Genomic DNA, 26,175 nt, shown 5'->3' with positions numbered 1-26,175 from the left:
ACCGCGCATTTTATCCATAAACCAAATCCTGAATGGCAAACTTCAAGTCCTGCACCTTGCCCAGCAGCCAGATGGCAGCCATCGGCAGACCATAGGGACTAATAAGGAATGCCATCACCAGCAGGATAATGCCGTTTTGCAGGGAACAGGTCAGCAGGACCGCCACGCCCAACAGGGCGATCACCATGCTGATAAGCCCCAGCACCAGACCGGAGACATAGACGATCCCCACACAAATCCAAACGAACAGGGTCAGCGCCAGAATCACCGGAACCATCACGATCTTCAACAGCAGTTTCAACAAAAATACCAATGCCCTCATTGTTATGCCTCCTCCCAAAATCACAGTTCCTGTTCCTGATTCCATTATCCCTGTCTCACAGCCAAAAGGCAAGGATACGGGCAAAAAGAAAAAGCGGAGGAAGGCGCGGCGAAGAAACGCCGTTCCTCCCTCCGCAGATGGGGTATTTGTCCCGGTTACGAAAGTTTGGAGAGTTGTGTCAGTATCTCTTTAACTCCGTCCCATAACTGTTCCTGCCGCTGGGATATATCCTCCAAATCGACATCATAAATCCGCCCGGTCTCATGTACCTTGCGGGTCAGCTGGTTTAAGTTGTTGCTGCTTCGGCGCAGCAGGGATACCAGTTCCTTCAGCTCCGGCAAATCCAGCTGCACCACATAGCCGTCCACAGCCATTTTTCGTAGATAGGCGCTCAGGTTTTTTGTCCCAAACTGTGCCATTTTCTGCTGAATCAACTCCATTTCATCAGCGGATACCCAAAACAGAACCGGCACATCCCGCTTGCGCTTGGGGCTGCTCATCGCTCCGGCTCCTGTTTCTTCGGGGCGGCAGGCTTGCGGGCAGGCGGTTCCTGCCTGAGCTTTTGCAGGACAGAGCTTTTCTGCGGTTCCTGCATGGCTTTTCTGGCCTGCCTGGTAAACAGATCGGTCAGACCGGGATTGACCCCATCCACAACCAGATAGGCACAGTGGCGGGAAGCATCGCTGTCCTCCGGCATGGGAATGGTTTTTGCCCAGGCTTTATTGTCCTGAGAGATACGCCCGTCATGGTTCTTGCGCTGGATGGTGTTGGCGAGAATAAACTGTACCCGTTCTGTCCCGAACTTTTCCAGCACATCTTTGACCGCCGCCTCCGTATCCAGCCGGTTCTCTGCATAGTGAGCGCTGATGGCCTGTTCAATGGCTTCTTTGCAGGCGCTGTTCGCTTGATATGAGTGGTTGTACTGTGCCATCTCCCCATGCTGGGACGCATAGGCGGCAGAATGGGGGTAGAGAGGGGCAGTTCGTAATTCTTCCTGCGCCCTGCACACATCATCGGCACGGTTTTCAATGCTGTCCCGGATCACATCCATGTAGCCGGTCTCCAGCTTTTCAAAATAACGGTACACATCCGCCAGCGGCGTGGGAGAATCCAAAAGTGCCTTGGCCTGGGCGTCGGTCAGCTCCAGCTCCTCCATTGCCATCACGATGTCCTCCCGGACCGTGTACTCATAGGTGTGGTGCAGGATTTCCTCCGGGGGCTGGCTTTTCAGCCAGTCCCGGAATTTATCCTGTTCATCAGACATTTTCTCAAAAAGAGCTGTATTCCAATCTGTTGCATTCATAATCATCGTACCTCCTCGTGTTGTTTTGGTTTCTTTTCAGGGCTGCGGGGCGGCACAGGGCGTTTCAGACTGTCCAGCACCGAGGGCCGCGCACTCTTGGCAACCACAGTTTCCGGCTGGGCATGACCCTTGCCGTCAATGTTCAGCAAGGTGTCCAGTTCCACCAGACGGGCGGACTTGACCCGCAGATCGTCCTCAAAGGGGAACGGCTTTCCTACTTCCTCCTTGGCAGCGGCCTGCTGCTGGTAAAGGTTCTCCAGCTGATTTTTGACCGCTTCCAAACGCTGGGGCATCTGCGCCAGTGCGTTGTCGATACGGGTGAGATTTCCGCGTGGGTCTGTACCCAGGGTCGCCCGATGGGTCATTTGTCCTTTCAGCAGGAGCGTATATTCCTGTTTCCACGCTTCAAATTCCACCGACATAGTGAATCCACGGTAACTGCCAATCTGCACCGGATCGGAGGTTTTGACCTCCTTGCAGGCATCCAGCAGGGCTGCACCGGCGTTTTCTTTGTCGGTCAGCACATCGCCCCGGATTTCCATACCGGCAAAGCCATCTGCCGGGTGTGGGTGGGCAGCCAGTGTTTCTAAATCGGCTTCAAAGCCCTGAATATACCCCTTGTTGGTTTCGATTTCCTGCGGGAAGTATTTGAGCAGCTGGTCCTCCAGACGGTACTGCTTGCTCTGGTGGTCGGCTTTCATCAGCTTCAGCTTGGCAACCTCCACATCCAAATCCATGCGTTCCTTGATACGGGGGTCTCCGGCACACAGGGCCTTGATCTCGGCAAAGGAAAGCGCCGTTTCATCCACATCGTCGCAGCTTCTCACAGGCGATTTCGAGGTCATAATCTGGCTGATGAATTTCTGTTTGTTTTCCACCGTCTGCCAGAGGTAGGCATCAAAAGTTCCCTCCGTGACATAGCGGTACACATGGACAAGAGGGTTCTGGTTGCCCTGGCGCTCGATACGGCCCTTGCGCTGGGCAAGGTCTCCCGGACGCCACGGGCAGTCCAAATCATGCAGCGCCACAAGGCGATCCTGCACATTGGTGCCAGCGCCCATCTTGGCAGTGCTGCCTAAGAGGACACGTACCTGCCCGGTGCGGACCTTGGAGAACAGTTCCTTTTTCCGTACCTCTGTGTTGGCTTCGTGGATAAAGGCGATCTGCTCGGCAGGCATCCCCTGGGCGATGAGCTTCTGGCGGATGTCCTCATAGATGGTAAAGGCAGGCTCCGGTTCATCCAGTGGGATTGCTTCTTCCAACCCGTGAAGCAGCGGATTGTCCAGCTGTTTGGCTGCCTTTTTGGAGGGAGCTGCCTGGGGCGTGGAAATGTCGCAGAACACCAACTGGGTCAGCTTGTCTGCATCCCCGTCCCGCCAGATCTGCATGATGTTGTCCACGCATTGATTGACCTTTGTGCCAGGTTCATCCGGCAGCATCTGGTTGACGATCCTCTGGTCCAGTCCCAGCTTGCGGCCATCCGAGGTGATTTTGAGCATATTATCCACCGACGGGTCCACACTGCCTCTGTGTACTTCGGAAGCGCGCTCAGAGAGTGCCTTCACCATTTCCTGCTGATGTTCGGTGGGCTGTGCCACGATGTTGTGGTATTCCACTTCCGGGGTGGGCAGGTTCAGTTGGTCGGCGGTCTTGATGTCCGCCACCTCTTTGAACAGGTTCATCAGCTCCGGCAGGTTGAAAAACTTGGAGAATCGGGTGCGCGCCCGATAGCCGGTTCCCTCCGGGGCCAGTTCCAGCGCCGTGACGGTTTCTCCGAAACGGCTGGCCCAGCAGTCGAAATGGGTCATGCTCAGTTCCTGCAAACGGTCATACTGAAGATACCGCTGCATGGTGTAAAGCTCGGTCATGGAGTTGCTGACCGGGGTTCCGGTGGCAAAGATAACGCCACGGTTTCCGGTAATCTCGTCCATATAGCGGCACTTGGCGAACATATCGCTGGACTTTTGGGCATCGCTGGTGGAGAGACCTGCCACATTCCGCATTTTTGTGTATAGAAACAGGTTTTTATAGTTGTGGGCCTCGTCCACAAACAAACGGTCCACGCCCAGCTGCTCGAATGTCACCACATCGTCCTTGCGGCCCTCAGCCTGCAATTTCTCCAATCTGGCTTCCAGAGATTTGCGGGTGCGTTCCAGCTGCTTGACAGTAAAACGCTCGCCGCCGCTGGCCTGTACCTCTGCAATCCCTTCCGTGATCTCGTCGATCTGTTCATAGAGAAGCCGTTCCTGACGCTCTCGGCTGATGGGGATACGCTCAAACTGGCTGTGTCCCATGATGATGGCATCATAGTCGCCGGTGGCGATCCGGGCGCAGAACTTCTTACGGTTGTGGGTCTCAAAGTCCTTTTTCGTGGTGACAAGGATGTTGGCGGAAGGATAGAGCCGCAGAAACTCCGACGCCCACTGCTCAGTCAAATGATTCGGCACAACAAAGAGGGATTTCTGGCACAGCCCCAGACGCTTACTCTCCATGGCGGCAGCCACCATTTCAAAGGTTTTGCCCGCGCCTACCTCGTGCGCCAGCAGCGTATTGCCGCCGTACATCACATGGGCAATGGCGTTCAGCTGATGCTCCCGCAGGGTGATGGCCGGATTCATGCCGCCAAAGGTAATGTGGGACCCGTCATATTCGCGGGGCCGGGTAGAGTTCATTTCCTCGTTGTACTGGCGCACCAGCGTCTGACGGCGCTCCGGGTCTTTCCAAATCCAGTCTTTGAAAGCATCCCGGATGGCCTGCTGCTTTTGAGCTGCCAGGGTGGTCTCTTTGGCATTCAGCACCCGGCGCTCTTTGCCGTTCGCGTCCTCCACGGTGTCATAGATACGGACATCCCGCAGGTTTAAGGAATCCTCCAAAATCTTGTAGGCGTTGGCACGGCTGGTTCCATAGGTGGTATAGGCGGCCACATTGTTCTGACTGATGGAGCTTTTGCCGGTGATCTGCCACTCCGCCGTAAACGGGGTGTAGTTGACCTGGACATTCCGCTGCATATAAAACGGGGTATCAAAGGTCTCATACATAAACTGCTGGATGTACTCTTTGTCGATCCAGGTAGCACCCAGACGCACCTCAATCTCCGACGCATCCAGGTCTTTGGGCTGGGCAGCGGTAAGGGCCTCCACATTGACTGCAAAGGAAGGGTCCTGCTGTGCGGCCCGCTGTGCCTGACGCAGCTTGCGCCGCACATTGCCGGACAGATACTCGTCGGCGGTCACATAATGGGGAGTGCCGTCTTTCTCCACCTGTCCCGGCACACGGAAGATCACGCCTTGCAGCTCGGCAGCCAGTTCGTCGCTGGTCTTATTGGTCAACTCCGACATATACGCCATATCCACACAGGCTCGCTCCGCGATGGAGACAGCAAGGGCTTCACTGGCGGTATCCACGGTGTCCACCGCCTTGTGGGGCTTGATGGTGCGCTTGGTGAACATATCCGCCTTGCGTTCCAGCTTGCCGTCCTCGTCAATGACTTCCAGCGCGCAGAGCAGATAGTAGCTGGAATCATCGGCAAAGGCCAGTCGGTTCGCCCGGTCATTGATAAGGCCATATTTTGCAGAAAAGCTGTCATAGAGGCTGTTCAGTTCCGCCTGCTTATCCTGGATGGCGCTGTCCGGTGTGGCGGCGTCCATTTGCAGATCAATGAGCTGCTGGACACATTCCCGCAGCCCCACCAGTCCTTTTACACGGGCTTCGGCGGTGGCATTCAGGTCAGGGCGCACCATGCGGCTGTTTTCACGGAAATATACAGCGCCGTCCACCACGGTGTAGGAGTAATTTTTCACATTGGGGTCGGCAGGAATGGAGGTGTCGATGGCTTCGCCCTCACCCAGCTCCGGCAGCTCGGCCTCCTGATAAGTGCCATGAATATACTTCACCGCATCATGCAGCTGGTCGGAAAGCTCCAGTCCCTCGATAGGGTTCACGGTGTAGTCCATACCATGAGCAGTGCTTACCGGCTCCTGTCTGCCCAGCACCATTTCCGGGTGATCCAGGAAATAGCGGTTGATGGCAAAGCCGTCCTGCGTCGTCGCGGACTGCGCCTGCTCGTTTCCGCCTTGCGGCGAAAAGCTCGCTTGCTCCGTCGCTCCTCCTTCTCCCACAAAGTCTTGCGACTTTGCGGGAACCCTGATAATGCCGGTCTGTGTCCATTCCGGCGAAATGTCAAGCGGGCGGTCCCGCTTTTGCAAGAAAATAATATCGGAGACCACTTCGGTTCCTGCATTGGCCTTGAACGCATTGTTGGGCAGACGGATAGCTCCCAGCAGCTCAGCACGCTGGGCAAGATAGCGGCGCACGGTGGAATCCTTGGCGTCCATGGTATATCGGGAGGTCACAAAAGCTACCACGCCGCCGGGACGCACCTGATCCAGTGCTTTGGCGAAAAAGTAGTTGTGAATGCTGAAATTCAGCTTATCGTAGGCTTTATCCCGGACCTGATACTGGCCAAACGGAACATTGCCCACCGCCAGATCGTAGAAATCCCGCCTGTCGGTGGTTTCAAACCCGGCCACGGTGATGTCGGCCTTGGGATAGAGCTGCTTTGCAATCCGTCCACTGATGGAATCCAGCTCCACGCCGTAAAGACGGCTGTTTCGCATTTCCTCCGGCAGCATACCGAAGAAATTACCCACACCGCAGGACGGCTCCAGGATGTTGCCGGTCTCAAATCCCATGCGGCCCACAGCCTCGTAAATCGCTTTGATGACCGTAGGACTGGTGTAGTGCGCGTTGAGGGTGGAACCTCTGGCGGCAGTATATTCTTCCGGGGTCAGCAGCTCTTTCAGCTGGGTATATTCCGCAGCCCATGCGGGCTTCTCCGGGTCAAAGGCGTCGGCCAGACCGCCCCAGCCCACATACCGGGAAAGAATTTTCTGCTGCTCCGGCGTTGCCTGTTCAGTGGTTTCCTCCAGATATTTCAGCAGCTTGATTGCCGCGATATTGGCCTGAAACTTGACTTTCGGACCGCCTTCGCCCAGGTGGTCGTCGGTGATACGGAAATTCTCAGCGGTGCGGCGCAGGTTGTCCTTGTATTCCCCGTAAGCGGCTTCCTCGGCGGCTCTGGCATTGGGGAAGGTCTGCCACTGGCCATTGACCTGAATGGAAACGGGGTGTTCGTCCAGCACTTCATCCAGAGTTTTTTCCGGCTCTGCGGCAGGTGCAGGCGGCTCTGGCTCATTGGTTCGCAAGGTCTGGACAACCACATCATAAGGCAGATGGTTCTTGTCACCCGGATAGACAGCCACAGTCTCGGCGTGATAAGCCGGGGGTTCGGCAGCCAGTTCGGGGCGTTCCTGCCCAAAGCCGTCCTGCTGACGGGCATACATCCCGCGCAGCAAAGGCGCAACCTCATCCCAGCGGAAATACAGCATAGCCAGACGCTTTTCGTCTGCGCCCAGCACTTCCAGTTCGATGCCTTCAGGAGTGGTGCGGTAGTCGGCAGTATCACCGGTCTCCAGTTCCATCGTTTCCACGATATTGGGATAGGCCCGGCTCAGCCACAGGGCAACCTCGCTGTTGGTCTTGCCGGTACGAAGCAGTTCGGAAAGCTCTGCTTTTTCCTGCTCGCTAATCAGCCCATGCGACAGCACATCCCACAGATCCTGATCGGCTTTGTCGGGGTCAACCGGCAAGATTTCCGTATAAAAGCCGTTGCGTTTGTCTGCCCGCAAAAGCTGCTCGAACTGTTCCCGGCTCTCGGCACGGTAGATGGGGTAGCTCATGCCGGTGGGAAGCAGCTGCACCGTCTCATCCCGCAGCTCCGTGATCTGGTGGGCGCGGTCATCCAGATAGACAATATCACCCACATGATAGGGCAGGACTGCCGGATCGTAAGAAGTTCGTTCCCGGAGTGTGCCACGAGCCGCAGCGTATTCCTCATCTGAAACCAGAACACGCGAATTATGGGGAGAAGGCTGTTCCGGCTCATCTGCCGGGATGCCCTCTCTGGATATGGCCTCAACATCTGCCATCACGCGCTGGATGAACGGGTCATTGTCCAGTTTTTCCGGGTCTGCCACCTGTCCGTTGACGATCCCTCTTTCCTCCAGGGCTTCCCGGATGGCGATGGGGTCGATGTTGTCGAACCGGTCCTGTTCCGCTTCGGTGTAGAACCGGTCCTCCTTGATAAGCTGGGCAATCCGGCGCTGTACCTTGGGCCAGGGCAGCTCAATCCCTTCTGGGCTTCCGGCGCGGATCACAAATAGGCTCTTGCTGTCGTTGCCGCTGTATTCCTGAGCCAGCCATGCGGCGGTATCTTTTTCTCTTGCATGGTCTTTCATATAGCGGACAACAGCGTGTTTACTCTCGATATTGCCGTTCCATGCACAAAGGGCAGTATCAATATCTTCCTGAGAAAGAGGGCGCAGAAGCTCATGGAGCTTTGGATAGGTCTCGTCGATCACTTCCCGGTGCAGCCGTTGGTGAAACTCCGGAACATCGGAATAGAGCCGAATCAGCTCCAAATCACCGGAGCCGAGAATGGCACGGCGGATGGCGGCATTGCCCTCAATGACAGCATTTTCACGGTCAGAATGACCGCAGGCATTACGATATGCGGCATCCTCGGAAATGGCGGCAGTCACCACAGGCTTATACTGCTCAAACTGCTCCCGAAGGGTAGGCTTTGGCGTTTCTTTCTCCACCTCCGGCTGCTGTGCTTGAATGGCATCTTCTTCTGCCAGTTCTTTTTCAGCCTGGATTTTGTCATACTGCGCCTGTTCCTGTTCGGTAAGATAGCGGCCTTTCTGGATAAGAGAGGTAATGCGCTTGGCAACATTTTCCCAGTTCAAGTGAACATCCGGGCAGTCCTGCTTTTTATAGTGCAACCCTTTCCCGTCGTGATCTTCGCCGCTGTGTGTTGCGCCGGACAAGGCATGAGAGCGTCCGCCAATGCCATACTCGTCTTTGAGGAATCTCACTTTCTCCTTATCCGTATGGTTTGCCATGAAGAACGCATAGATACGGCCTTTTCCTCCGGCGAAACTGCTGCCTCTGGTCATGGCGGCGTCGATCTCATCCTCGGTAATGAAGTGCTGGACGGTTGGCACTTGGGAAAGGTCCGAAGAAAAAGTCCTGCGGGACAGGGACAGGTCTTTCAGGTTTTCCCAAATCTCTCTCGGTTTGTGGTAGTGGAAGCGCAGCAACTCCCGGTCCTGCTGATAGGCAGTCCAGAAGGCGGCGTATTCTTCCGCAAGGGTCTGGCGGAACTCCGGGCGGTTCAGTTGCTCGGCAAGCCATGCGGTTTCTTCCGGAAACCCGGTTCTCTGAATACCGGACAGACAGGACAGATACCCGGAATCTCTGGCTTTATCGCTGAAATCGTGGTACAGATGCCAAAGTTTTTCCGCAAGGAGGGAGCGTTCATAGCCTGCCGCTTCTGCAAGCTCCACATTGGAGGCAAACTGGCCGCTCTCCAAAAGCTCCCCGATACGCTCTGCGGCGCTCTCCCAGGAAATGACCTGGGCAGACCTGTCATAACGGACAGACTTCCCATGTGAAAGATGGATACCATCCTCGGCATACCATGCGCTCACACTGCCAAGGCCGTTACCGCCGTGGTACAGCGTTTTCAGTATCTCAGCAATCTCAGCGGTGGTTTTCTGCTTTTCAAAGGCTGCAACCACACGCTCCCTCTGGCGGTCTGTATTGCCGCCCAAACGCAGCACATGGTCGATGTCATTTTGGGCAAAAGAAAAAGCAGAGGATGTATGCGCTACATTCTCTGCTTCATCTATGGATTGGATCTGTTCCGCTTCGGAGAGGAACAGGTTTAGAGTCAGCTGTTGATAAGCTCCGCCATCAGGATTTCCTCGGCCTGAGCTTTGCAGGTGTTCATCAGCCCCACCCACTTCATGGGATCGCTGGCTTTCAGTTCCTCGGTGGCTCCCGCTTCCTTCGCCAGCTGGGGCATCATCTGCTCCAGTCTGCTCTGGGCGGTCTCGTCGATCTCCAGAAGGTGTGGGTACAGCTTCTCGCTCAGCAACATCTGGTTGTAGAGGATGGGACGATGTTCCTTCAGGTAGGTTTTCCTCATCCTGCCGTACTTGCCCAGGGGTTTCTCCGGCTGCTGGCTCAGCTTCAGGTCGGGAATCAGATAGTCTCCGTTCTGGATATAGGTCATGGGATTGTTCATCTTGTTTGCTCCTTTCTTGGTTGGCTTCGCGCTCGGCATTTCGGATGGTAACGCCGATCTGCCGCAGCACCTGTTGATTGATCTGGCTGACCGCCGTTCCCAGTGCGCCGATGGTAGATGGGGTGTTGAAGTCGAAAATCGCCATAAAGTCCTCATGGGTAAAATAGCGTTCTGGCTCCAATCCGCAGCGAGACATCAGGGCGTAGGAAATGCTGATGGTGGCGGCTGCCTTAAACTGTACTTCGATGTTAAATTCATCATATTCCTCTAAAAAGGAATCGTCAACGATATAGAGAAAGTCCTGACGATGCTCGTTCCAGTATTCGCCCGCCAGTTTTCCGGCCACCGCCTCCAGCTGTTGGGCAAGGTCATCGCCGCCAACCTCGTAAGTGCGCTCCAGCATGGCCGACACAGGCCCGATGTGCTGTTCCTCCAGCTTCCACAGCCAGGGGGTGCGGGAATGTTCGCGGGTCCCGGTGTCCGTGATGTCGAACACATAGCGCAAACGGGGTTTATCACCGGAATCGTCCACCAGGGCGATACCCTTGGAGCCACGGCGCACATAGCGGCCCATTGTTTCATTCCATAAATCATACTCCGCACAGGCGGTAGCGTCGGGGCGTTGGGCATAGATCAGCAGCTGCTCATGGAATGGATACTTGTAAAGGCGGGCGGCGGTGGTCAGAAATCCCGCCCATTCCTGCCAGCTGCCTGTGAGCTGGGTCGCCACATGGTCGGCCATCTGCCGGTAAAATTCTGTTTTGGATGGCATGGTTGTTGTCCTCCCTTCGTGTTAAATGGAAATGGGGCGGCATTTTACGCCGCCCCGTTGGGTGTTTATGAAATGCTTATTCATCAAAATCCGGGTACAGTTCCAGCTGAGCAAACTCGGCATCACTCATAGCCTGGAGCTTCATCAGGGCGCTGTCGGTCAGTTCCCTCAGTTCCGTTTCCTCCGGCGAAAGTTCGCCGCGCATCTCGGTCAGAGCCTCCATCAGCCCGGTGCGGCTGCCGGTGTTGTAAATGCACATCAGGTTCATTTCTTCAAAAGTAAAGTTTCCCATATCAAAGCTCCCTTTCTGCGCTCTTTTTAGGCGCTGTCTTTTTGTGTTCCGTCCGGGGCTGGCTTTTCAGCTGCTCCATGACGGACTTTTTCTTGTCCCGTTCCTCCCGGTGGACAGCTTCCGCTAAATCCATGAGAGAGATTGGCTGGCCGCTGCGGGCCTGCTGTTCCAGCTGCGCCACGGTCGGCTCTTTTGGGCCGTTGTTGATGATGCCGTCGATCATGCCGTAGTCATCCTCCAGCATCATTTCCGCATTTTTCAGCGGATTGTCCGGCAGGAATCCGGGAATCTCGGTGAAACCAACGCTGTCGCAGTAATGACAGGATACCTTACCGTCCTGCTTGATGGCAACGATGTCGCTGACGCTCAGGGACGGGCTGTGAAAATCCACAGGCTTTTTCAGGTTGAACTGTTTATACAGCGTTTCCAGCTGCTCCATAGTGCTGCCGGAACCGTTCAGCGGGGCGGTGTAGATCAGGTCATAATTACTTCGGTCCACGGCCAGATTGTGCGATTGCAGCCGGTCCAGATTCATAAACCGCACATTCTGCGGATCGTCACGGCTCACCTGATAGATGGCAAAGCAGCAGCCCTCATGGGAGAGGAACGCCTGCTCCCGTTCCAGCTGCCGTTCCTGCCGTTCCAACACCTTTTCATGGAACGCCGGACTTTGCTCCCATTCCTCGTGTTCCACGCCGAAAAGCCCGCCATGCCCTATGATTTCCTCGGTGTCAAACACCATGCTCTCCGTGTTATCTTCATGGAGGACATAGACGGTCAGACCGGCAGCGTCCAGTTCCAGCGCCCGTTCTCTGGTGACAGGCAGCATCCCATCGTAAAAGTAGCCGTATTCCTGCATATCCGAAACAGATACTTCGCTGTCGGGCATAGGGTACTCATCCAAAGACTGTTCCTGAGCATCCGGCAGCTGGGTGGCGGTTGCTTCTGCGCTCTGCTGGCTGACCTGTTCCTGCATTTGCTGGCAGGCGGCATCCTGCAAGGTCTCAATCATAGACAGCGGGGCATCCTGAACAGACGGATTTTCCAGTTCCAGCCCCTCACAAATCTGCCGGACAGCGGCGGAACGGGACAGTTTCGGGGCATCCAGCTGGCCGCCGTCCAGTTCTTTCATGGTTTCCTTGTCATAGAGGGTATAGTCCCAGCCGGTATCGCACGGCTGAATGTGCAGATAGGTGGCATCGTCCAGAAGAAACAGGGCTTCCTGCGGTATATCCGCCTGTTCCTGCTCCTGTTTGGCGGTCAGGTCAATGCCGCGCTCCTTACAGATTTCCTTGTAGTGGCGTTCGATGTTGTTAATCAGCTCACAGGAAGTCTTATTGATGGTCTCCAGGCTGGCTCGTAATTCTTTCAGCTCCTTGCCCTTGGACCAGGAAGCGATGTAACCGAAGCTGTTTTCCCCGGTCTGGATACCAAAATACTGGCAGACTGCATAGGAAATGCTTTCCGCTTCGACTTCTTCCGTGCGACGGTCCTTTTTCTGTTCCTGCAAAAACTGCGAGAGGGTAAGCATACCGCCGTTAAAATTCAGTCCGGTCTCATCTGTAAAATACAGCCTGCCTTCTTCTGGAAATTCTAACGGTGCAGTCAAAATAACAGAACCAGCGTGGTTCACCACCACTCTTTCCTCAACACAAATTGGGGAACCGGGGTCGTCATCCGAACCGCGCAGGTCATAGCAATAAACGCCTTCGGGCAGATCATCACGGGAAATACGCCCGTTGGAAAACAGGGCGGGTTTCTCAAATAACTCCACCTCCTGATATTGTTCGTCATTGTCAATTTGAATTTTTTTCTGATTATGGAGCTTGCTGTGTGCAATTTCATGGACAGTGGCAGAAACGGTCTGCACCTCGCTCATGCCTTCCCGGATGGCGATGCGCTGCTGGTCGGGGGAAAAATAGCCGTCCGTGTTGGCGACCATCGGCTCAAACTCGATGGGAACCGGGGCAGAGCGCCGCAGGGCTTCCAGAAAGGCTTCATAGTGCGGCACAGTCCCCGAAAGGCTGGAGGCCAGCTCCGGCAGGGGCTTGCCATCGGTCTGGCTCACATCAAACACCTTGACCGGGCGAAACATGGGGATTTCAATTTCTTTTTCCTCCATGACCGCCTTACCGTCTGCATCCAGAATGGGGGCATGGGTGTCCGGGTCGCGCTTCATTTCCTCGATTTTCTTTTTGTAGGGCGTGGGGGCGATGATGGTGATGCCATGCTCGCCCTTTTTCACATGGCGCGCAAACTGGTTTTTCCACTTGTTGAATCCAGCCACCAGCGTAGCTTCCGGCTTCTGCATATAGATGAGCATGGTGTTGTTCACCGAATAACGGTGAAACTTGGACATGACGGACAGATAGCGCATATACTTTTCGCTCTCGAACAGCTCCTTGATGCCCTGTTCGATCCCCGCCGTGATTTCCTGCAACCGTTCCCGGTTGGTGGGTTTATTCTCAGCCATGATTTTCAATCTCCTTTCCAAGTGTGTGATTTCTGCTGTGTGTTCTGCAATCCATGCCTTTTGTTCTTCTTCATTTTCATAAAGAAAAAGGTCCAGCAGGTACTCTACATAGGGTTTCTTCTGGATTGCTTCCACAAAGCGGGGGTGCGGTTCTTCCTCCGGTGTCCTGGGAGAACGGTCGGCTTCCCATTTTTTCAACAGATAGTAGTAATCGGACAGTACACGGTAACAGCGCTGTCGATCCTCCCGAAACTTCTGTGCCTCGGTTTTTTGCCGGACATATCTCCTGCGGGGCGGGGCCTGACTGTCATAGATCAGGCCAAAGTCCTGTGCCAGTTTCTCCGCCGCTTCTTTTGGGGAGAGGTCAAAGAGCTTTGCGGTAAAGTCGATTACATCCCCATCTGCACCGCAGCCAAAGCAGTGGAACCGCTGGTCTACCTTCATGCTGGGGTTCTTATCATCGTGAAAGAGACAGCAGGCCATGCCAGTTCGACTGACTTTTATCCCGTAAAACTCTGCCGCTTCTCTGGTGCTGACCGACTGCTTGACCGCTTCAAATACATTCTCTGCCATGTGCCTTTAACTGCTGGACTTTCTCACAGGGGGCTGGTATCCGGCAGCTTTCGCCCGTTCACTGGCAGCCTTGCGGCGCTCGGCGCTGTATGGCTCTCGAACGGACACACAGCGTTTGGGGACTGTAAAATTGTGCTTATCCTTTTTGCAGACCTGTTCCGGGTGCTTTTTGGAAAGGCGGGTCAGCTTCTCCATCAGTTTTCGGTCATGGGTATAAACTTCGGCGGTGTCCTCGGCCTGATTGTAGAGGAGAATGGTTTCCTGTTCATAAAGGGAGAGCTTCATTTTGCACCGCCTTTCTGCCGGTCAAATTCCAGCTTGAAGTTGGCGTACCGCCCATCGTCCTCCAGAACCACCGTGGCATCATAGGTCTTGCCGGTCTTTTCGGAATAGCAGCCGGTGATCCTTGCGCGGCCATCCTTGAGCAGCGCTGTCACCAGTGCCTTGGTAGGCTGCTTTTTCTTGGCTGCCCACCATTTGTTGTTTTTCCAGATGGCAAATTTGCAGGATTCTGTCTGGCAGAAGAACCCTTTTTGCAGTTCCGCCACATCGCCGCCGCAGCGGGGGCATTTGCCCACCACTTCGCGGGGCGGCGTGAACAGGTACTCAGTCCCCTTGATGACCTGATAGGTTCCCACCAACTCCCGGAGCATGGCGCAGATCCCACCCATGAAGTCCTCCGGGGACAGCTCGCCGCGCTCGATCTCGCTTAAACGGTGTTCCCATTCAGCGGTCAGCAGAGGCGATTGCAGCTGTTCCGGCAGAACGGTGATAAGGGACACCGCATCTTTGGATGGCATGAGCTGCACGGCTTTCTTACTCTTTTTGCGCTCCAAAAAGCCGGTGGATACCAGCTTTTCCAGAATCCCGGCGCGGGTGGCCGGAGTTCCCAGACCCTTGCGCTCGGTGTCCTCCGGCATATTTTCCTTCCCGGCAGTTTCCATCGCAGAAAGCAGCGTATCCTCGGTGAAGTGTTTGGGCGGGCTGGTTTTGCCCTCCTTGACGGCAGCGCCGGAAAGGGGCAGCGTCTGACCCTCGGACAGTTCTGGCAGACGGTCTCCGTCCGGCAGGGCCTTGTCCTCGGTTTCCTTGTCCGGCTCCGCATTTTTCAGCGCAGCACGGTAGGCAGCGTCCAGCGCCCGCCAGCCGGGGCGTTTCACCGTTTTGCCTTTGGTGGTAAACTCCGCACCGGCACACTCCACGGTGACAGCAGTTTCTGAGTAAGTATGCGGTTCCGCCACCGCGCACAGCAGGCGCAAAGCTACAAGTTCCAAAATCATCCGTTCACCCACCGGCAGACCGGACAGGTCGGCGTTTTGGAGATTGCGGGTGGGGATCACTGCATGGTGGTCGGTCACTTTCTTGTCGTTGATGACCTGAACTGCATCACAGGAAATGGCGATCCCTTTGCGAAACGGCATGGCGTTGGCAACCAGATTGACCAGCACCGGCAATCCCTCCGCCATATCCGAAGTCAGATAGCGGCTGTCTGTGCGGGGATAGGTGCAGAGCTTCTTTTCGTAGAGATTTTGGAGGTAGTCCAGGGTTTGCTGGGCGGTAAATCCCAGCAGCCGGTTGGCATCTCTTTGGAGCGTGGTCAGGTCATAGAGGGCGGGCTGCTTCTCGGATTTGTCCTTGCGCTCCACCTTTTTCACTGTCACATCCGCACCCTGGCAGGCAGTTTTCAGCTGCTCGGCGGCAGCCTTGTCCGTCATGCGCTCCCCGGAAACGGAAAACTCAGGTAACTCCAGAACTACCGTGTAAAACGGAACCGGCTGGAAGGTGTTGATCTCGGCTTCCCGCTGAACGATGAGAGCCAGCGTCGGTGACATGACGCGCCCAATATTCAAAGTGCGGTGGTACAGCACGGAAAACAGCCGGGTGGCATTGATGCCTACCAGCCAATCCGCCTTGGCGCGGCAGAGGGCCGCCTGATGCAGACCGTCATAGTCCGCACCGGGGCGTAGGTTCGCAAAGCCCTCCCGGATGGCGGAATCCTCCATTGAGGAAATCCAGAGCCGCTTCATGGGTTTGCTGCATCCCGCCAGCTTATAGACGCTGCGGAAAATTAACTCACCCTCGCGTCCGGCATCGCAGGCGTTTACCACCTCGGTCACATCCGGGGCATTCATCAGCTGTTTCAGCACAGCAAACTGTTTCTTCTTGTCTTTGCCCACCACCATCTGCCAGTGTTCCGGCAGGATGGGCAGATCGTCATAGCGCCACTTGGCGTATTTCGGGTCGTAGTTGTCTGCATCGGCCAGTCCAGCCAGATGCCCCACGCACCAGCTGACCCGCCAGCCGTTTCCCTCCAGATAGCCGTCCTTGCGGTCAGTTGCGCCGATCACGGCGGCCAGACTTTGGGCAACGGACGGTTTTTCAGCAATCACAAGTTTCATCATCTTCATCCTCCCATTCTTCCCGCACAGGCGTGTGCAGTTTTTTCTCAATGCTGTTTTCCTCATCCAGCAGCAGGTCATAGCCGAACCGGTAGTCATAGCGGTACAGCTTTCCCAGCAGATCGTTGATAAGGATACGGCAGGCCAGAATGACACGGGTTTTATCCACCTGCATCAGCCGGTAGCGTTGATAATTGCTGTAATATTCCTCATGGCGGCGGGTACGGCGGACGGTTTCCTCAAACAAAATATCCACCGGGTCCTGACATCCATCCTCTTTTTCACCTTCCATGCAGTTCAGAAGTTCCATCACCATAGGAAAGCTCCGTTCATCCATCGGGGCTTCTTCTGCCAGAAAACCTACCAGTGCGGATAAGAGCAGGCGGGCGGCTGTCTGTTCCCGGTCTGTCAAAACTGCCATTGTCTGCGCAGCATCCGGCAGGAGCGTTTCTTCCACAAAATCCGCTGCGTCGCCTGAATAAAGCTGACGGATGGAATCTATGGACAGGGGAACCGCTGCGGCATCCAGGGAGAAATCAAAAGGTTTCTCCCGTGTGGGCTTTTTCCGAAATTTGCTCCACACAGTTGAGAGAATGTCGCTGCCAAAATACACGGCGATCACCAGCAGGTCAAAAACCGCAAGCAGCTTAATAAATGTAATCAGAATACTCATTTTTTTCGTTTCCTTTCTTTGAGCCATCGTTCCATCTCACAGTGGCAGACTCCCACACAGGGCTGACCATAATTCCCACAGCCATAGCAGGGGTGGCTTTTGGGCAAAGAGAGAGGACGGGAAGTGTCCTTCCCGCCCTCCGGCCTGCGTGTCATCATGCGTTCATAGGGGCTGTCGGTAAACCGGGTCATGGGGTCTCATCCTCACTTTCCTCACCGCCGCCCCTGTCAGCGTCCAGCTCGCCCGATTCCTCGTCCTCCAGTTCGATTTCTTCCTCGTCCGGCAGTTCCTCGCTGTCCTCATAGTCATAATCGTCTGGATTGCTGCTGTTTTTGTGGTTGGCCTTACCCTTAATGAATTTGAAGTAGGCAAAGGCAGCGCCGCCCATCACAGCCAGCACCAGCAGCAGGACAGCCGGATTTAACCCTGCGGATTCTTTTTTCTCAGGCTCCGCAGGTTCCGCCGCTGTTTCCGGCTCCGCTTCCTTGCCGGTACAGCCGGTCATATCAGTGGCACACACCGGGCAGGCTGTGTTGACCGCACCGGCTTCACATTTTTCCGTGCAGTTGCAGACAGCGGGCGGTTTCTCAGCGGACTGCCCATCCTCCATCAGCGCCATCAGGTCAGCTTCATCCACCTGATTTAAGAAATGGACGGCGGTTTTCTTGTCCTCGTTGGCTCGGTCAATGAGGATATAGAAGTAGTTGCCCGCCTTGGTGGTGACGGTGATGAGCTGCTTGTTGCCGCCAAAATCATCCACCAGCGCCGCGTTGCCCTCCGGGGTCAGAGCAGGACTGTCCTCGGTTTCTTCCACCACCACATTTTCATCGTTGGTGGCATCCTCTGCCGGGGGCTGTTCCGACCCTTGAGCAAAAGCGGTGACAGAAAAACCGCCCATCAGCACCAATGCGGCGCAGAGGGCGGAAAGGGTCTTAAAAATTCTCTTATTCTTCATGGGCGGTGTCCTCCTGTTCGTCACGGACAGCCATATCGGGGCGCGTGCCGCCGGACAGCATGGCGCTTAACTGCTCCGGGGTCATACGCAGGGCGCGCACCATCTGGACGATCTCCAGATTTTCCGCTTCGGTTTTCTGCGCTTCCAAAGCCTTGAGCTTTTCCTGATACTCTGCGATTTTCTCACGGGTTTTCGTAATTTCCCGGTCGATGCGTTCGATTTTCGTAGCCATAATCAATCACTCCTTATCAAAAGATTTGTCACCAGTTCATCAGGCCGTAGCCCTTGATGCACTCGTAGTTCACATCGTAGCTTCTGATTTTGCAGGCATCGCCGCTGTTTCCCTCTACGGTATAAACGCGGCTGCCGTCTGTGCCGATGACGATGCCCACATGGTCGGCTCTGCCGTCCAGATCCCAATCAAAGAAGATGGCGTCGCCGGGGGCAAGGTTTTCATAGCCCCGCGCGCCCCATTGTCCATGTGACTGGAACCAGGGAACCCCCTGGGATTGGCAGCCTGCAAAGCGCGGTTCAGACAGACCCATCTGACCGTAGCACCAGGACACGAAGCAGGCGCACCATTCCACACGGGAATTGAAGCCGTACCAGCTCCAGTAGGGCTGACCGCCCACATTGCCCACCTGACGTTTGGCCAGTTCCACCAGCTCCGGGTTGCCGGGGCGTGTGCCGTTGATAAACTCCACCCCCTCCAAACTCTCAGAATCGCTGGTATTCGTGGAGCCGCCGCCGAAGATCAGCGGCTTGTTGCCCAGGGTGGTCCGGTACACCTGATACATTTCCAGCTGGTCCGGGGTCAAAAGCTCTGTGGCAACGGAGGAGATGGGTTTGCTGGTAAGCGCTACATTCAAAATGTAGTAGTTATAGGGAACCTCAACGGTATAGCTGTTGCCCTCGCTGTCCGTCCAGGTTTCCGTCCGGTAGCGCACCTCGACTTCCTCGGTGAGCGTCAGCTGATACTGTGCATTGAATACGCGCTCCAGCTCCGCCTGTGCGCTCTGCCGGGTATAGCCCTGCAACACAGCAGACAGGTAGGCCGCAAGCTCATGGGGGTCATGCCCGATCATATCCAGGTCATACCGGTACTCGTCATATCCCGGATGGCTGCTTTCGATGTTGTCGATCTCGGCTTGCAGCGCCGCTTCCCTGGCGGCGTAATCGGCCTCCACCGCCACAAGTTCCGGGTCATCCGACGGATAGGTAGAGCCGGAAATGGCAGAACCAATGCTCTGCGCCATCATGGAGCAGGAGGACATGGTATTGAGCAGCAGGCAGATGAGCAGAAAAATCGCGCCCACAAGCAAAAAGCCTTTTTTGTGGCGCATAACAAATGCTCCGGCCTGCTGTGCCTTTTCCTTAACGGTTTTTGCAGCCTTACCGGTCTTGCTGGCAGTTTTGGCAGTTCCTCCGGCAGTCTGACCAGTGCGCTTGGCGGCGGCGTATTCCTTTTTGATGGCCTGTTTCTGCTGCCAGCGGGAAATGGGATTGCTGGAAAGCTGGGGATTTTCCCGCAAAGACTTCTGATACAGGGCGTTTACATTGGCCTTTTCCAGCTTTTGTTCCGCCTGTGCCGCCTTGCGGTATGGCTTCAGCTTGTGGCTGCGGTAGCCTTCCCGGACCAGCCGCGCACCGGTTTCAACAGCTTCCTCGGACTTGTGGGCGCTCTCCACACCCACATTGTCCTGTTCCGTTTCACGGATTTCCTTGTGGAGTTTCCCCAGCGCCGCATCTCCCGGAGCATCCCGCACCGCATGGGACAGCTTGGAGGACGGCTTTTTCTTGTCCTCCAGCACCAGTTTGGTGGTCACTTTGCCGGTCTTAGGGTCCACCGTTTTTTGCCGCACCTGCTTTTTAGGGATTTTCGCCTGTGCCTTGTCTGCTTTGGCGGCGGCCCGGTCTGCTTTACGGATGGGCTTTTCCAGCGCCGGGTCAGCGCGTTCCTCGTCTGCAAAGTGCAGGCGCGGTTCCTTACGCATACCAGCCACCCGCCATCAGGTCATCCAGCAGCACACAGGTTTCCGCATATACCGGAATCTGAATGGTCTCTGCCGGAAAGACCGTTGTGGACAGGAAAAGCGCCATCAGGGTTCCTCTTGCCATGTCCCGATCCTGAATCGGGCTGCCCATAAACAGCTTGGGAACATCCGGTATGCCCTCTGTCCAGATATGGTGAATCCGGGTAAATCCGGCATAGCCCTTGGGCGTGAGATTTTTTGCTGTCTTTTCCTGCTCATAGCAGTAATGGACGGCGGCGCGGAGCAGTTCCACCATCTGCTCACAGCCGCTGACAGCGGCCAGAAGCAGACCTGTGCCTTTTTCAATTTCTTTCTTTGTCATGCTGTTCATCCTCCTTTTTTAAGTCCAACGGTTTGGTGGTCATGATACGGTACAGTTCCGTATTCTTGGGGAAATGGTCCAAAAACGGCAGAATGGTGGAGCCGTAAAACAGCAGGCCCTCGCCCTCGCTGGAGTGGGTCACATAGCTGAGCTGATGCGGGGAAATGCCCAGCTGCTTGGCAAGAATCTGCCGGTCGCCGCCCGCCTGGTTGAGCATATACACGAAGTCAGAGTTTTCAAAGATGTTCTCCACCTCGCGGCTGCTCAAAAGGTCCTTTACATTCTGCGTGATACCGGTGGGAATGCCGCCCCATTTTCTAAACCGCTTCCAAATCTCGACGGTATAAGCGGCGGTCTGCTCCTCTTTCAGCAGCAGGTGCATCTCGTCGATGTAGTAGCGGGTAGACTTGTGGGCGGCGCGATTGATGGTGACACGGTTCCACACCTGGTCCTGGACCACCAGCATACCGATTTTTTTCAGCTGTTTGCCCAGTTCCTTGATGTCATAACAGACAATGCGGTTGTTGATGTCCACATTGGTCCTGTGGTTGAACACATTGAGGGAGCCGGTCACATAGATTTCCAGCGCCGTGGCGATGTACTGTGCTTCTTTTTCATCCTGCGCCCGAAGCAGGTTGTAAAGGTCCTCCAGAATGGGCATATTCTCCGGTCGGGGGTCATTGAGATACTCCTGATACACCAGCCGCACACAACGGTCGATGATGGTTTTTTGCACCGGCTGCAACCCCTCCTTGCCGCCCACAATCAGCTCACACAGCGACAAGATGAAGTCGGACTTCAAAGACAGCGGACTTTCATCGTCCGAATAGTCCAGGTTCAGGTCCATGGGGTTAATGTAGTTGGTGGAAGTGGGCGAAATCTTGATAACCTGCCCATGCAGGCGTTCCACCAGAGGCGCATATTCCGCCTCCGGGTCGCAGATGATGACATCATCCGAAGTGAGCAGAAAGCTGTTGGCGATCTCTCGCTTGGCGCTGAAGGACTTGCCGGAACCCGGCGTACCGAGAATTAGACCGTTGGGGTTTTTCAGCAGCTTTCTGTCCACCATGATGAGGTTGTTGGACAGAGCATTGATGCCATAGTACAGAGCTTCTTTGCCGTTCTGGAATAATTCCTGGGTGGTGAACGGCACAAAGATTGCCGTGGAACTGGTGGTCAGCCCCCGCTGAATCTCGATCTGATTCAGACCCAAAGGCAGGCAGCTCATCAGCCCTTCCTCCTGCTGGAAGTCCAGCCTTGTCAGCTGGCAGTTGTATTTCTGCGCGATGGAGCTGGCTTGGAACACATTGTTGTCCAGCTGGCGGGGATTGTCTGCCGTGTTCAGCACCAGGAAGGTCACAAGGAACATACGCTCGTTGCGGCTCTGCAAATCCTGCAAGAGCTTTTTGGCCTCAACACCATAAGTGGCAAGGTCGGAAGGGATGATGTCCATGTCATATCCGGCACGGACAGCTTTTTTCTGTTCCTCAATTTTGGATTTATCCAGATCGGTGATTTTCCGCTTCACCGTCTTGATGGCCTTGATCTGATCCACCGACTGGATGTGCAGGCTGACAATCAGGTTGGATTCCATATCCAGAAAATCGGCCAGCATCCGGTCATTCAGCTCTGGGGCCAAAATTTGTACGAAGCTGACGGCTCCGTACTTCTTGCCCATGCGGAACTGCTTGCCGGTGCGGAACTCAAAGGAGCTGGGGGCGATAAAGTCCTTGGTGGACAGGCCGCTGGTGGGGAGCCAGTCCCACTCAAACCGGAACGGCAGCTGCTCGTCCATGTGGAAGATACCATGCAGCTGGGCAAGCCGCGCCTTTCCGTCCAGTGTTTCCGCCGCCACGCCCAGCCGCTTGAAGTTATTGAGAATGTCGGTCTCAATGCGCTCCAGACGGGGCTTTGCCGCCTTGATGCTGTCCGCGTCAATGCCAAAGGTGAGATACTTGGTTTTGATCAGGCCGTTGTTTCCCTTTGCCAGCTGGTTTTGCAGCATGGTCATGTATTCGATGCGGATGCTGTCAAAATCATCCCTTTGAAGGGGGATGTTGATGGCGCGGGCAAAGGTTTCCTCCGATGCTGCAAGGTTCAAAAAAGACAGCTCAAACTGAATCGAGCTGTCGAAGTAGTTGAGAAAATCGCACCAGCCCTCGAAGATCGCGGTTTTATCCTCGTTCTGTGAAAGCTGATAATTGATGTCCTGAAATTGAATGGTTTTTGTGTAGTGACCGTCTGATACCCGGCAGATACCGTCCGGCCACATTCGTTCATAAGGGATACTGTCCTGTGCCGATTTTTCCTTTTTGTCCGTGCGGTTGGCGCGGGCAATGGCAGCTTCAATCTGCTTTCTGTCGGCGCGGGACAGCTTTTTCTTTGTTTTGACCGGCTGCACAGCTTTTTCCTCGTTTTTTCCGAACAGCTGGTGCAGCCAGTTTTTGATTGCCGTAAACAATGTGTGACACCTCCTCGTCGAGATTTGCCTGCCGCTGCAACACGGCATAGAAGTTATTGGTGCGGTAGGGGCGCTGCCTGGGGCGGATCACCGTGACGCGGATGATATTGCCCACAATCTTTTCCAACGGCTGGCCATGCTTTTCGTACATCGCCAGCAGGAAGAAGGGCAGCATAACCAGCATCATACACATGGCAGCCACGCTGTTTCCCGCAGGCCCCCGGAGCAAAAAGAAAAGCGGTACGCCGATCAGCGCCCCGCCGCCGAAGCAGACCATCTGCCTCTTGGTTAAGTTGAACGCGACCTTGGTTTTGACTTTCGTAAGGTCCTTGGGTACGGGTACATAAGCCAATGTGGAAACCTCCTTCCGTTTTAGTGCGCCTGAAAGACTGATTTTGCGAGACTGCCGGTTTTGAACAGCGTAAAGCACAGCAGCACGGTGTAGCCCACGCAGCTCCAGATCGCCATGATGATGTCATCTTCCAGAGCGATGTTCTGCACCAGCACAGCATAAATTGCCACGCAGACGATGATGAGAAACGCCTGAAAGCCCAGCGCCAGCAGGGAGCGCAGATAGTTCTGGCCCATGCCGCCCCATTCCTTGCCCATCATGGCAGCCATAGGGATGGGCGCAACGGATGTCACAAGGTAAATTTCAATCATACGGCCATAAATCACGATGAAGATGCAGATATACAGCGCCCACATGGTAACGCCGATAAACATACTCTGGAACCAAAGCCCGAACAGCGGACCCAAATCCATTTCCATCAGCCGGGGTTCCATGTCCGTAAGGACAGAGGAAATATCAATGGCGGTATCCGAAGAAATGATGCCGGATGCCTGTGCCACCACACTCTGCGCCATATCGAACACGCCCATGACGATATTCCATGTATTCGTGACAAGGAGTATGGCTGTGGCTGACTTGAACACCCATTTGAAAATCATCCAGGTGTCCACATCATGCAGGTTGTTTTTGTCGGTAATCATCTGGATCAGTTCCAGCGTCATTACAATCGCCAGAATCACACCGGCGATGGGAACCATGATGGAGTTGGACAGATTCTCAATCATACTGAAAATGCCGCCGTTCCAGCCCTGCGGCGTTTGCCCAACCTGTACGGATATATCTCCGACCTGCTGGTTTACAGAATCGAACATCCCGGACAGGTTGCCCATAATGCCGCCTACCAGCATTTCTTTCAGCCAATTTGTCAGGGCTTCAAGTAAGAAATCCATACGGTGTCAACCTCCTTTCCGCCGCCCCCGCAAAACTGCGGGAACGGCAAGGATTTCATACGGAGACGCTTAGACAGAGAAAAGCCCGGAGAGCAGAGGTACAAGGACCATACCAACAACAGCTACACCAGCACCGGCCATGAGCTGCTTCATGCCCTGTGATTTTGCACCAGGGTTGTCGTTTCCGTAACCTTCCAGCAGGTTGATGACGCCCCAGATACCAAGACCGGCACCGAGCGCGATAACGAGGGTCTGAAGAACGGTGATTGCCTGTTCAAAAAATGCCATATAGTTTGTTAGCCGGAATCTGATTAAAAAATAGGTTTGTCATGTTTCATAGGCATACAAAAGCCGGAACAATCTGCCGCCCGGTTTCCGGGGGCATGATTCCGGCTGTCCTCCTTTTTCATTATTTTTTCTTGCGATTGTCCGATTTGTACGCCAATGGCCCCAAAAGGGCAGTTGCGGCGAATAGATAAGACCACTCCTTTCATAGCGGAACAGATTTAAGCGCCCTGAGTATCTACTTCGTACACGTCGCAGACCTCATTGGGCTTGAGTTTCAGCCGGGTGGACAGGAACGCTTCAATGTCAAAAGTGTTCTTGTCGCTTGCGTCGGCTGTGTATTTGAAATTGGGGTGCTTGGTGATGTCATACTTGTCCGAGAGGAAAGGCCGCACACCGCGCAGCTGGAGGATACACTTGCCGCCGTCCATAACGGCCAACTCGTCCTGGCTCATCAGCTCTTTCCCCAATTTTTGATAGTTGAGAGAGTGGGAAGTTTCCCGGCCACGGCTCTCGCCGGTGTTGTAGGTGTCAATGGTTTCCTTGCCCAGCACGGCAGCCAGCTCTTTGAGGGTAGTCGGCTCTTTACCGCCCAGAAAAATGGAGGTATCCATATTGCCGATGATGGTATCGGCGTTGTCCTTGTAGATGGCTTTCAGCTGGCTTTGCGCCTGCAGCACCAGACAGGCTGAGATCTCACGGCTTCGGATAGTGGCCACCAGCTTTTCCAGTTTGGGAATCTGGCCGATGTTGGCACACTCGTCAATGAGGCAGCGCACATGGACCGGGAGCCTGCCGCCATACACATCGTCGGCTTTTTCGCAGAGCAGGTTGAATAACTGGGTGTAGCACATGGAAATGAGAAAGTTAAAACTGTCATCCGTATCGCTCATAATAAGGAACAGGGCAGTTTTCCGGTCTCCCAGCGTATCCAGCTCCAGCTCATCGTAGGAAGTGACCTCCCTCAGCTCCGCAATATCGAACACAGCAAGGCGCGCACCGCAGCTAATCAGTATGCTTTTAGCTGTTTTGCCGGCGGCCAGCTTGTATTTTTTATATTGGCGGACGGCAAAATGATTAGGCTTTTCTGCTTCCAGTGCATCAAACATCAGGTCTACGGGGTTTTTGAACTCCTCGTCATCCTCCCGGACTTCCATGGCGTTGATGAACTCGATAAGAGTGGCAAAGTTTTGTTCTTCCACCGGGGCTTCATAGTGGATATATCCGATGAGGGCGCAGTACAAAAGCGTTTCCGCCTTGACCCAGAAATCATCTCCAGCCTTGCCTTCTCCCTTGGTATTCGCTATTAAAGTCGTAACAAGCTTCAAAATGTCCTTTTCGCTGTGCAGATAGGCAAAAGGATTGTAGTGCATGGACTTTTTGAAGTTGATGGTATTGAGAACCTTAATACGATAAGGCTCATAGACCACTTTGCCGTTTTTGTCCTTTACGGTCTCATAGACCGGATTGCCGTGCCGGTCCTTTACCGGCTGATGGTCCTTGCCCAGCTTGGGACGCATTTTCGGTGTACCGCGCTGAAGCATTTTGCCGCACTCCACCAAAATCGTACCTTTGGGGTCTGTCACCACATAGGAACTGTGCATCTGCATCAGGTTCGGCTTTAGCCAGAACCGGGTCTTACCAGAACCGGAGCCGCCGATGACCAGCACATTTTTGTTTCTGGCAGTCTTGGGGTCTTTCGGGCGGCTGTTCATGGTCAGGCTCTCGGTTTTCGTCAGAATCACATTGTTCTGGAATACCGGGTCCACATAAGGGGCAATGTCCTCGTGGGTTCCCCATGAAGCGTTTTGTCAAGTGCTTTTTTGAGTTATTGACGCAAATTCTTGTGAAAGTGCGAAAGTGCAAAGTGCAAAGGGTCTGCGTTTTGCACTTTCAGCTTGCGGGTTCGGGCGGCTGCTTC

General features: G+C 54.8%; 20 protein-coding genes and 1 pseudogene. 1 reads left to right on the top strand and 20 read right to left on the bottom strand.

From position 1 onward, the window contains the following. Positions 1–10: 10 nt before the first annotated feature. The 5 genes from FYJ39_RS18250 to FYJ39_RS18230 all read right to left on the bottom strand — a co-directional run bounded on the left by FYJ39_RS18250 (position 11) and on the right by FYJ39_RS18230 (position 9,774). Positions 11–322 carry a CD1845 family protein gene (locus tag FYJ39_RS18250; RefSeq protein ID WP_002576210.1) on the bottom strand — a complete coding sequence of 104 codons (312 nt, stop codon included), beginning with the start codon at positions 320–322 and terminating at the stop codon, positions 11–13. A 155-nt stretch (positions 323–477) separates the two neighbouring features. Continuing rightward, the gene (locus tag FYJ39_RS18245; protein ID WP_002576211.1) at positions 478–822 is read right to left on the bottom strand and encodes a plasmid mobilization protein; all 345 of its coding nucleotides are present in this window, start codon (positions 820–822) and stop codon (positions 478–480) included. After that, positions 819–1,625: a DUF3849 domain-containing protein gene (locus tag FYJ39_RS18240; protein WP_154473821.1), complete on the bottom strand. Its 807-nt coding sequence runs from the start codon at positions 1,623–1,625 to the stop codon at positions 819–821. The genes FYJ39_RS18245 and FYJ39_RS18240 overlap by 4 nt, the downstream gene beginning before the upstream one ends. A gap of 2 nt (positions 1,626–1,627) precedes the next feature. Then, complete coding sequence (locus tag FYJ39_RS20720) at positions 1,628–7,363, bottom strand: SNF2-related protein (RefSeq protein ID WP_456236699.1); 5,736 nt, start codon at positions 7,361–7,363, stop codon at positions 1,628–1,630. Positions 7,364–9,417: 2,054 nt separating this feature from the next. Beyond that, on the bottom strand, positions 9,418–9,774 hold the full coding sequence (locus tag FYJ39_RS18230) for a TnpV protein (RefSeq protein WP_081016879.1): 357 nt from the start codon (positions 9,772–9,774) through the stop codon (positions 9,418–9,420). On the opposite strand from FYJ39_RS18230, the gene FYJ39_RS18225 reads away from it, so the two are divergent. Next, the gene (locus FYJ39_RS18225; protein WP_154473820.1) at positions 9,761–10,045 is read left to right on the top strand and encodes a hypothetical protein; all 285 of its coding nucleotides are present in this window, start codon (positions 9,761–9,763) and stop codon (positions 10,043–10,045) included. The genes FYJ39_RS18230 and FYJ39_RS18225 overlap by 14 nt on opposite strands. A gap of 577 nt (positions 10,046–10,622) precedes the next feature. On the opposite strand, the gene FYJ39_RS18220 is transcribed toward FYJ39_RS18225, so the two are convergent. From FYJ39_RS18220 to FYJ39_RS18150, 15 genes and pseudogenes are all read right to left on the bottom strand, one after another. Next, the gene (locus FYJ39_RS18220; protein ID WP_025579415.1) at positions 10,623–10,838 is read right to left on the bottom strand and encodes a transposon-transfer assisting family protein; all 216 of its coding nucleotides are present in this window, start codon (positions 10,836–10,838) and stop codon (positions 10,623–10,625) included. Between the two features lies 1 nt (position 10,839). Beyond that, complete coding sequence (locus tag FYJ39_RS18215; RefSeq protein ID WP_154473819.1) at positions 10,840–13,884, bottom strand: LPD28 domain-containing protein; 3,045 nt, start codon at positions 13,882–13,884, stop codon at positions 10,840–10,842. Between the two features lie 6 nt (positions 13,885–13,890). Beyond that, entirely contained in the window at positions 13,891–14,169 is a 279-nt protein-coding gene (locus FYJ39_RS18210) for an immunoglobulin (protein WP_154473818.1), read from the bottom strand. After that, a complete protein-coding gene (locus FYJ39_RS18205) occupies positions 14,166–16,292 on the bottom strand; it encodes a DNA topoisomerase 3 (protein WP_456236698.1) in 2,127 nt (708 codons plus the stop codon). Before FYJ39_RS18205 ends, FYJ39_RS18210 begins: the two co-directional genes overlap by 4 nt. Continuing rightward, a complete protein-coding gene (locus tag FYJ39_RS18200) occupies positions 16,264–16,956 on the bottom strand; it encodes a hypothetical protein (protein WP_039996510.1) in 693 nt (230 codons plus the stop codon). The genes FYJ39_RS18205 and FYJ39_RS18200 overlap by 29 nt, the downstream gene beginning before the upstream one ends. Then, positions 16,953–17,147: a hypothetical protein gene (locus tag FYJ39_RS18195; protein WP_007488512.1), complete on the bottom strand. Its 195-nt coding sequence runs from the start codon at positions 17,145–17,147 to the stop codon at positions 16,953–16,955. The genes FYJ39_RS18200 and FYJ39_RS18195 overlap by 4 nt, the downstream gene beginning before the upstream one ends. Beyond that, entirely contained in the window at positions 17,144–17,911 is a 768-nt protein-coding gene (locus FYJ39_RS18190) for a DUF4366 domain-containing protein (RefSeq protein ID WP_007488514.1), read from the bottom strand. The genes FYJ39_RS18195 and FYJ39_RS18190 overlap by 4 nt, the downstream gene beginning before the upstream one ends. Beyond that, positions 17,901–18,143: a DUF4315 family protein gene (locus tag FYJ39_RS18185; protein WP_007488516.1), complete on the bottom strand. Its 243-nt coding sequence runs from the start codon at positions 18,141–18,143 to the stop codon at positions 17,901–17,903. The genes FYJ39_RS18190 and FYJ39_RS18185 overlap by 11 nt, the downstream gene beginning before the upstream one ends. A 28-nt stretch (positions 18,144–18,171) precedes the next feature. Further along, positions 18,172–19,905, bottom strand: a complete 1,734-nt coding sequence (locus FYJ39_RS18180; RefSeq protein WP_007488518.1) for a CD1108 family mobile element protein — start codon at positions 19,903–19,905, stop codon at positions 18,172–18,174. Then, complete coding sequence (locus FYJ39_RS18175; RefSeq protein ID WP_007488519.1) at positions 19,898–20,266, bottom strand: hypothetical protein; 369 nt, start codon at positions 20,264–20,266, stop codon at positions 19,898–19,900. Before FYJ39_RS18175 ends, FYJ39_RS18180 begins: the two co-directional genes overlap by 8 nt. Continuing rightward, entirely contained in the window at positions 20,247–22,667 is a 2,421-nt protein-coding gene (locus FYJ39_RS18170; RefSeq protein WP_328597575.1) for a VirB4-like conjugal transfer ATPase, CD1110 family, read from the bottom strand. The genes FYJ39_RS18175 and FYJ39_RS18170 overlap by 20 nt, the downstream gene beginning before the upstream one ends. After that, positions 22,612–23,079: a PrgI family protein gene (locus FYJ39_RS18165; protein WP_154473817.1), complete on the bottom strand. Its 468-nt coding sequence runs from the start codon at positions 23,077–23,079 to the stop codon at positions 22,612–22,614. The genes FYJ39_RS18170 and FYJ39_RS18165 overlap by 56 nt, the downstream gene beginning before the upstream one ends. Positions 23,080–23,099: 20 nt before the next feature. Further along, complete coding sequence (locus FYJ39_RS18160; RefSeq protein WP_154473816.1) at positions 23,100–23,969, bottom strand: VirB6/TrbL-like conjugal transfer protein, CD1112 family; 870 nt, start codon at positions 23,967–23,969, stop codon at positions 23,100–23,102. Positions 23,970–24,038: 69 nt separating this feature from the next. Next, positions 24,039–24,257, bottom strand: coding sequence for a Maff2 family mobile element protein (locus FYJ39_RS18155; RefSeq protein WP_003525154.1), 219 nt, complete (start codon positions 24,255–24,257; stop codon positions 24,039–24,041). 218 nt (positions 24,258–24,475) lie between these two features. Beyond that, positions 24,476–26,062, bottom strand: a pseudogene (locus tag FYJ39_RS18150) (VirD4-like conjugal transfer protein, CD1115 family); the annotation flags it as partial. Between the last annotated feature and the right edge of the window lie 113 nt (positions 26,063–26,175).

The sequence above is a fragment of the Clostridium porci genome (assembly GCF_009696375.1).
GTDB lineage: Bacteria > Bacillota > Clostridia > Lachnospirales > Lachnospiraceae > Enterocloster > Enterocloster porci.
Note: the sequence above shows the minus strand (reverse complement) of the source record. Positions and strands in the feature narration are given on the sequence as shown.

Bases quoted from the DNA above. Each gene is read 5' to 3' on its own strand.
- FYJ39_RS18185 (WP_007488516.1), bottom strand. From the start codon at position 18,143: ATGGCTACGAAAATCGAACGCATCGACCGGGAAATTACGAAAACCCGT.
- FYJ39_RS18190 (WP_007488514.1), bottom strand. From the start codon at position 17,911: ATGAAGAATAAGAGAATTTTTAAGACCCTTTCCGCCCTCTGCGCCGCA.
- FYJ39_RS18240 (WP_154473821.1), bottom strand. From the start codon at position 1,625: ATGAATGCAACAGATTGGAATACAGCTCTTTTTGAGAAAATGTCTGAT.
- FYJ39_RS18210 (WP_154473818.1), bottom strand. From the start codon at position 14,169: ATGAAGCTCTCCCTTTATGAACAGGAAACCATTCTCCTCTACAATCAG.
- FYJ39_RS18250 (WP_002576210.1), bottom strand. From the start codon at position 322: ATGAGGGCATTGGTATTTTTGTTGAAACTGCTGTTGAAGATCGTGATG.
- FYJ39_RS18160 (WP_154473816.1), bottom strand. From the start codon at position 23,969: ATGGATTTCTTACTTGAAGCCCTGACAAATTGGCTGAAAGAAATGCTG.
- FYJ39_RS18230 (WP_081016879.1), bottom strand. From the start codon at position 9,774: ATGAACAATCCCATGACCTATATCCAGAACGGAGACTATCTGATTCCC.
- FYJ39_RS18200 (WP_039996510.1), bottom strand. From the start codon at position 16,956: ATGAGTATTCTGATTACATTTATTAAGCTGCTTGCGGTTTTTGACCTG.
- FYJ39_RS18220 (WP_025579415.1), bottom strand. From the start codon at position 10,838: ATGGGAAACTTTACTTTTGAAGAAATGAACCTGATGTGCATTTACAAC.
- FYJ39_RS18205 (WP_456236698.1), bottom strand. From the start codon at position 16,292: ATGAAGATGATGAAACTTGTGATTGCTGAAAAACCGTCCGTTGCCCAA.
- FYJ39_RS18225 (WP_154473820.1), top strand. From the start codon at position 9,761: ATGGGATTGTTCATCTTGTTTGCTCCTTTCTTGGTTGGCTTCGCGCTC.
- FYJ39_RS18180 (WP_007488518.1), bottom strand. From the start codon at position 19,905: ATGCGTAAGGAACCGCGCCTGCACTTTGCAGACGAGGAACGCGCTGAC.
- FYJ39_RS18195 (WP_007488512.1), bottom strand. From the start codon at position 17,147: ATGACCCGGTTTACCGACAGCCCCTATGAACGCATGATGACACGCAGG.
- FYJ39_RS18215 (WP_154473819.1), bottom strand. From the start codon at position 13,884: ATGGCAGAGAATGTATTTGAAGCGGTCAAGCAGTCGGTCAGCACCAGA.
- FYJ39_RS18155 (WP_003525154.1), bottom strand. From the start codon at position 24,257: ATGGCATTTTTTGAACAGGCAATCACCGTTCTTCAGACCCTCGTTATC.
- FYJ39_RS20720 (WP_456236699.1), bottom strand. From the start codon at position 7,363: ATGAGCTACCCCATCTACCGTGCCGAGAGCCGGGAACAGTTCGAGCAG.
- FYJ39_RS18175 (WP_007488519.1), bottom strand. From the start codon at position 20,266: ATGACAAAGAAAGAAATTGAAAAAGGCACAGGTCTGCTTCTGGCCGCT.
- FYJ39_RS18245 (WP_002576211.1), bottom strand. From the start codon at position 822: ATGAGCAGCCCCAAGCGCAAGCGGGATGTGCCGGTTCTGTTTTGGGTA.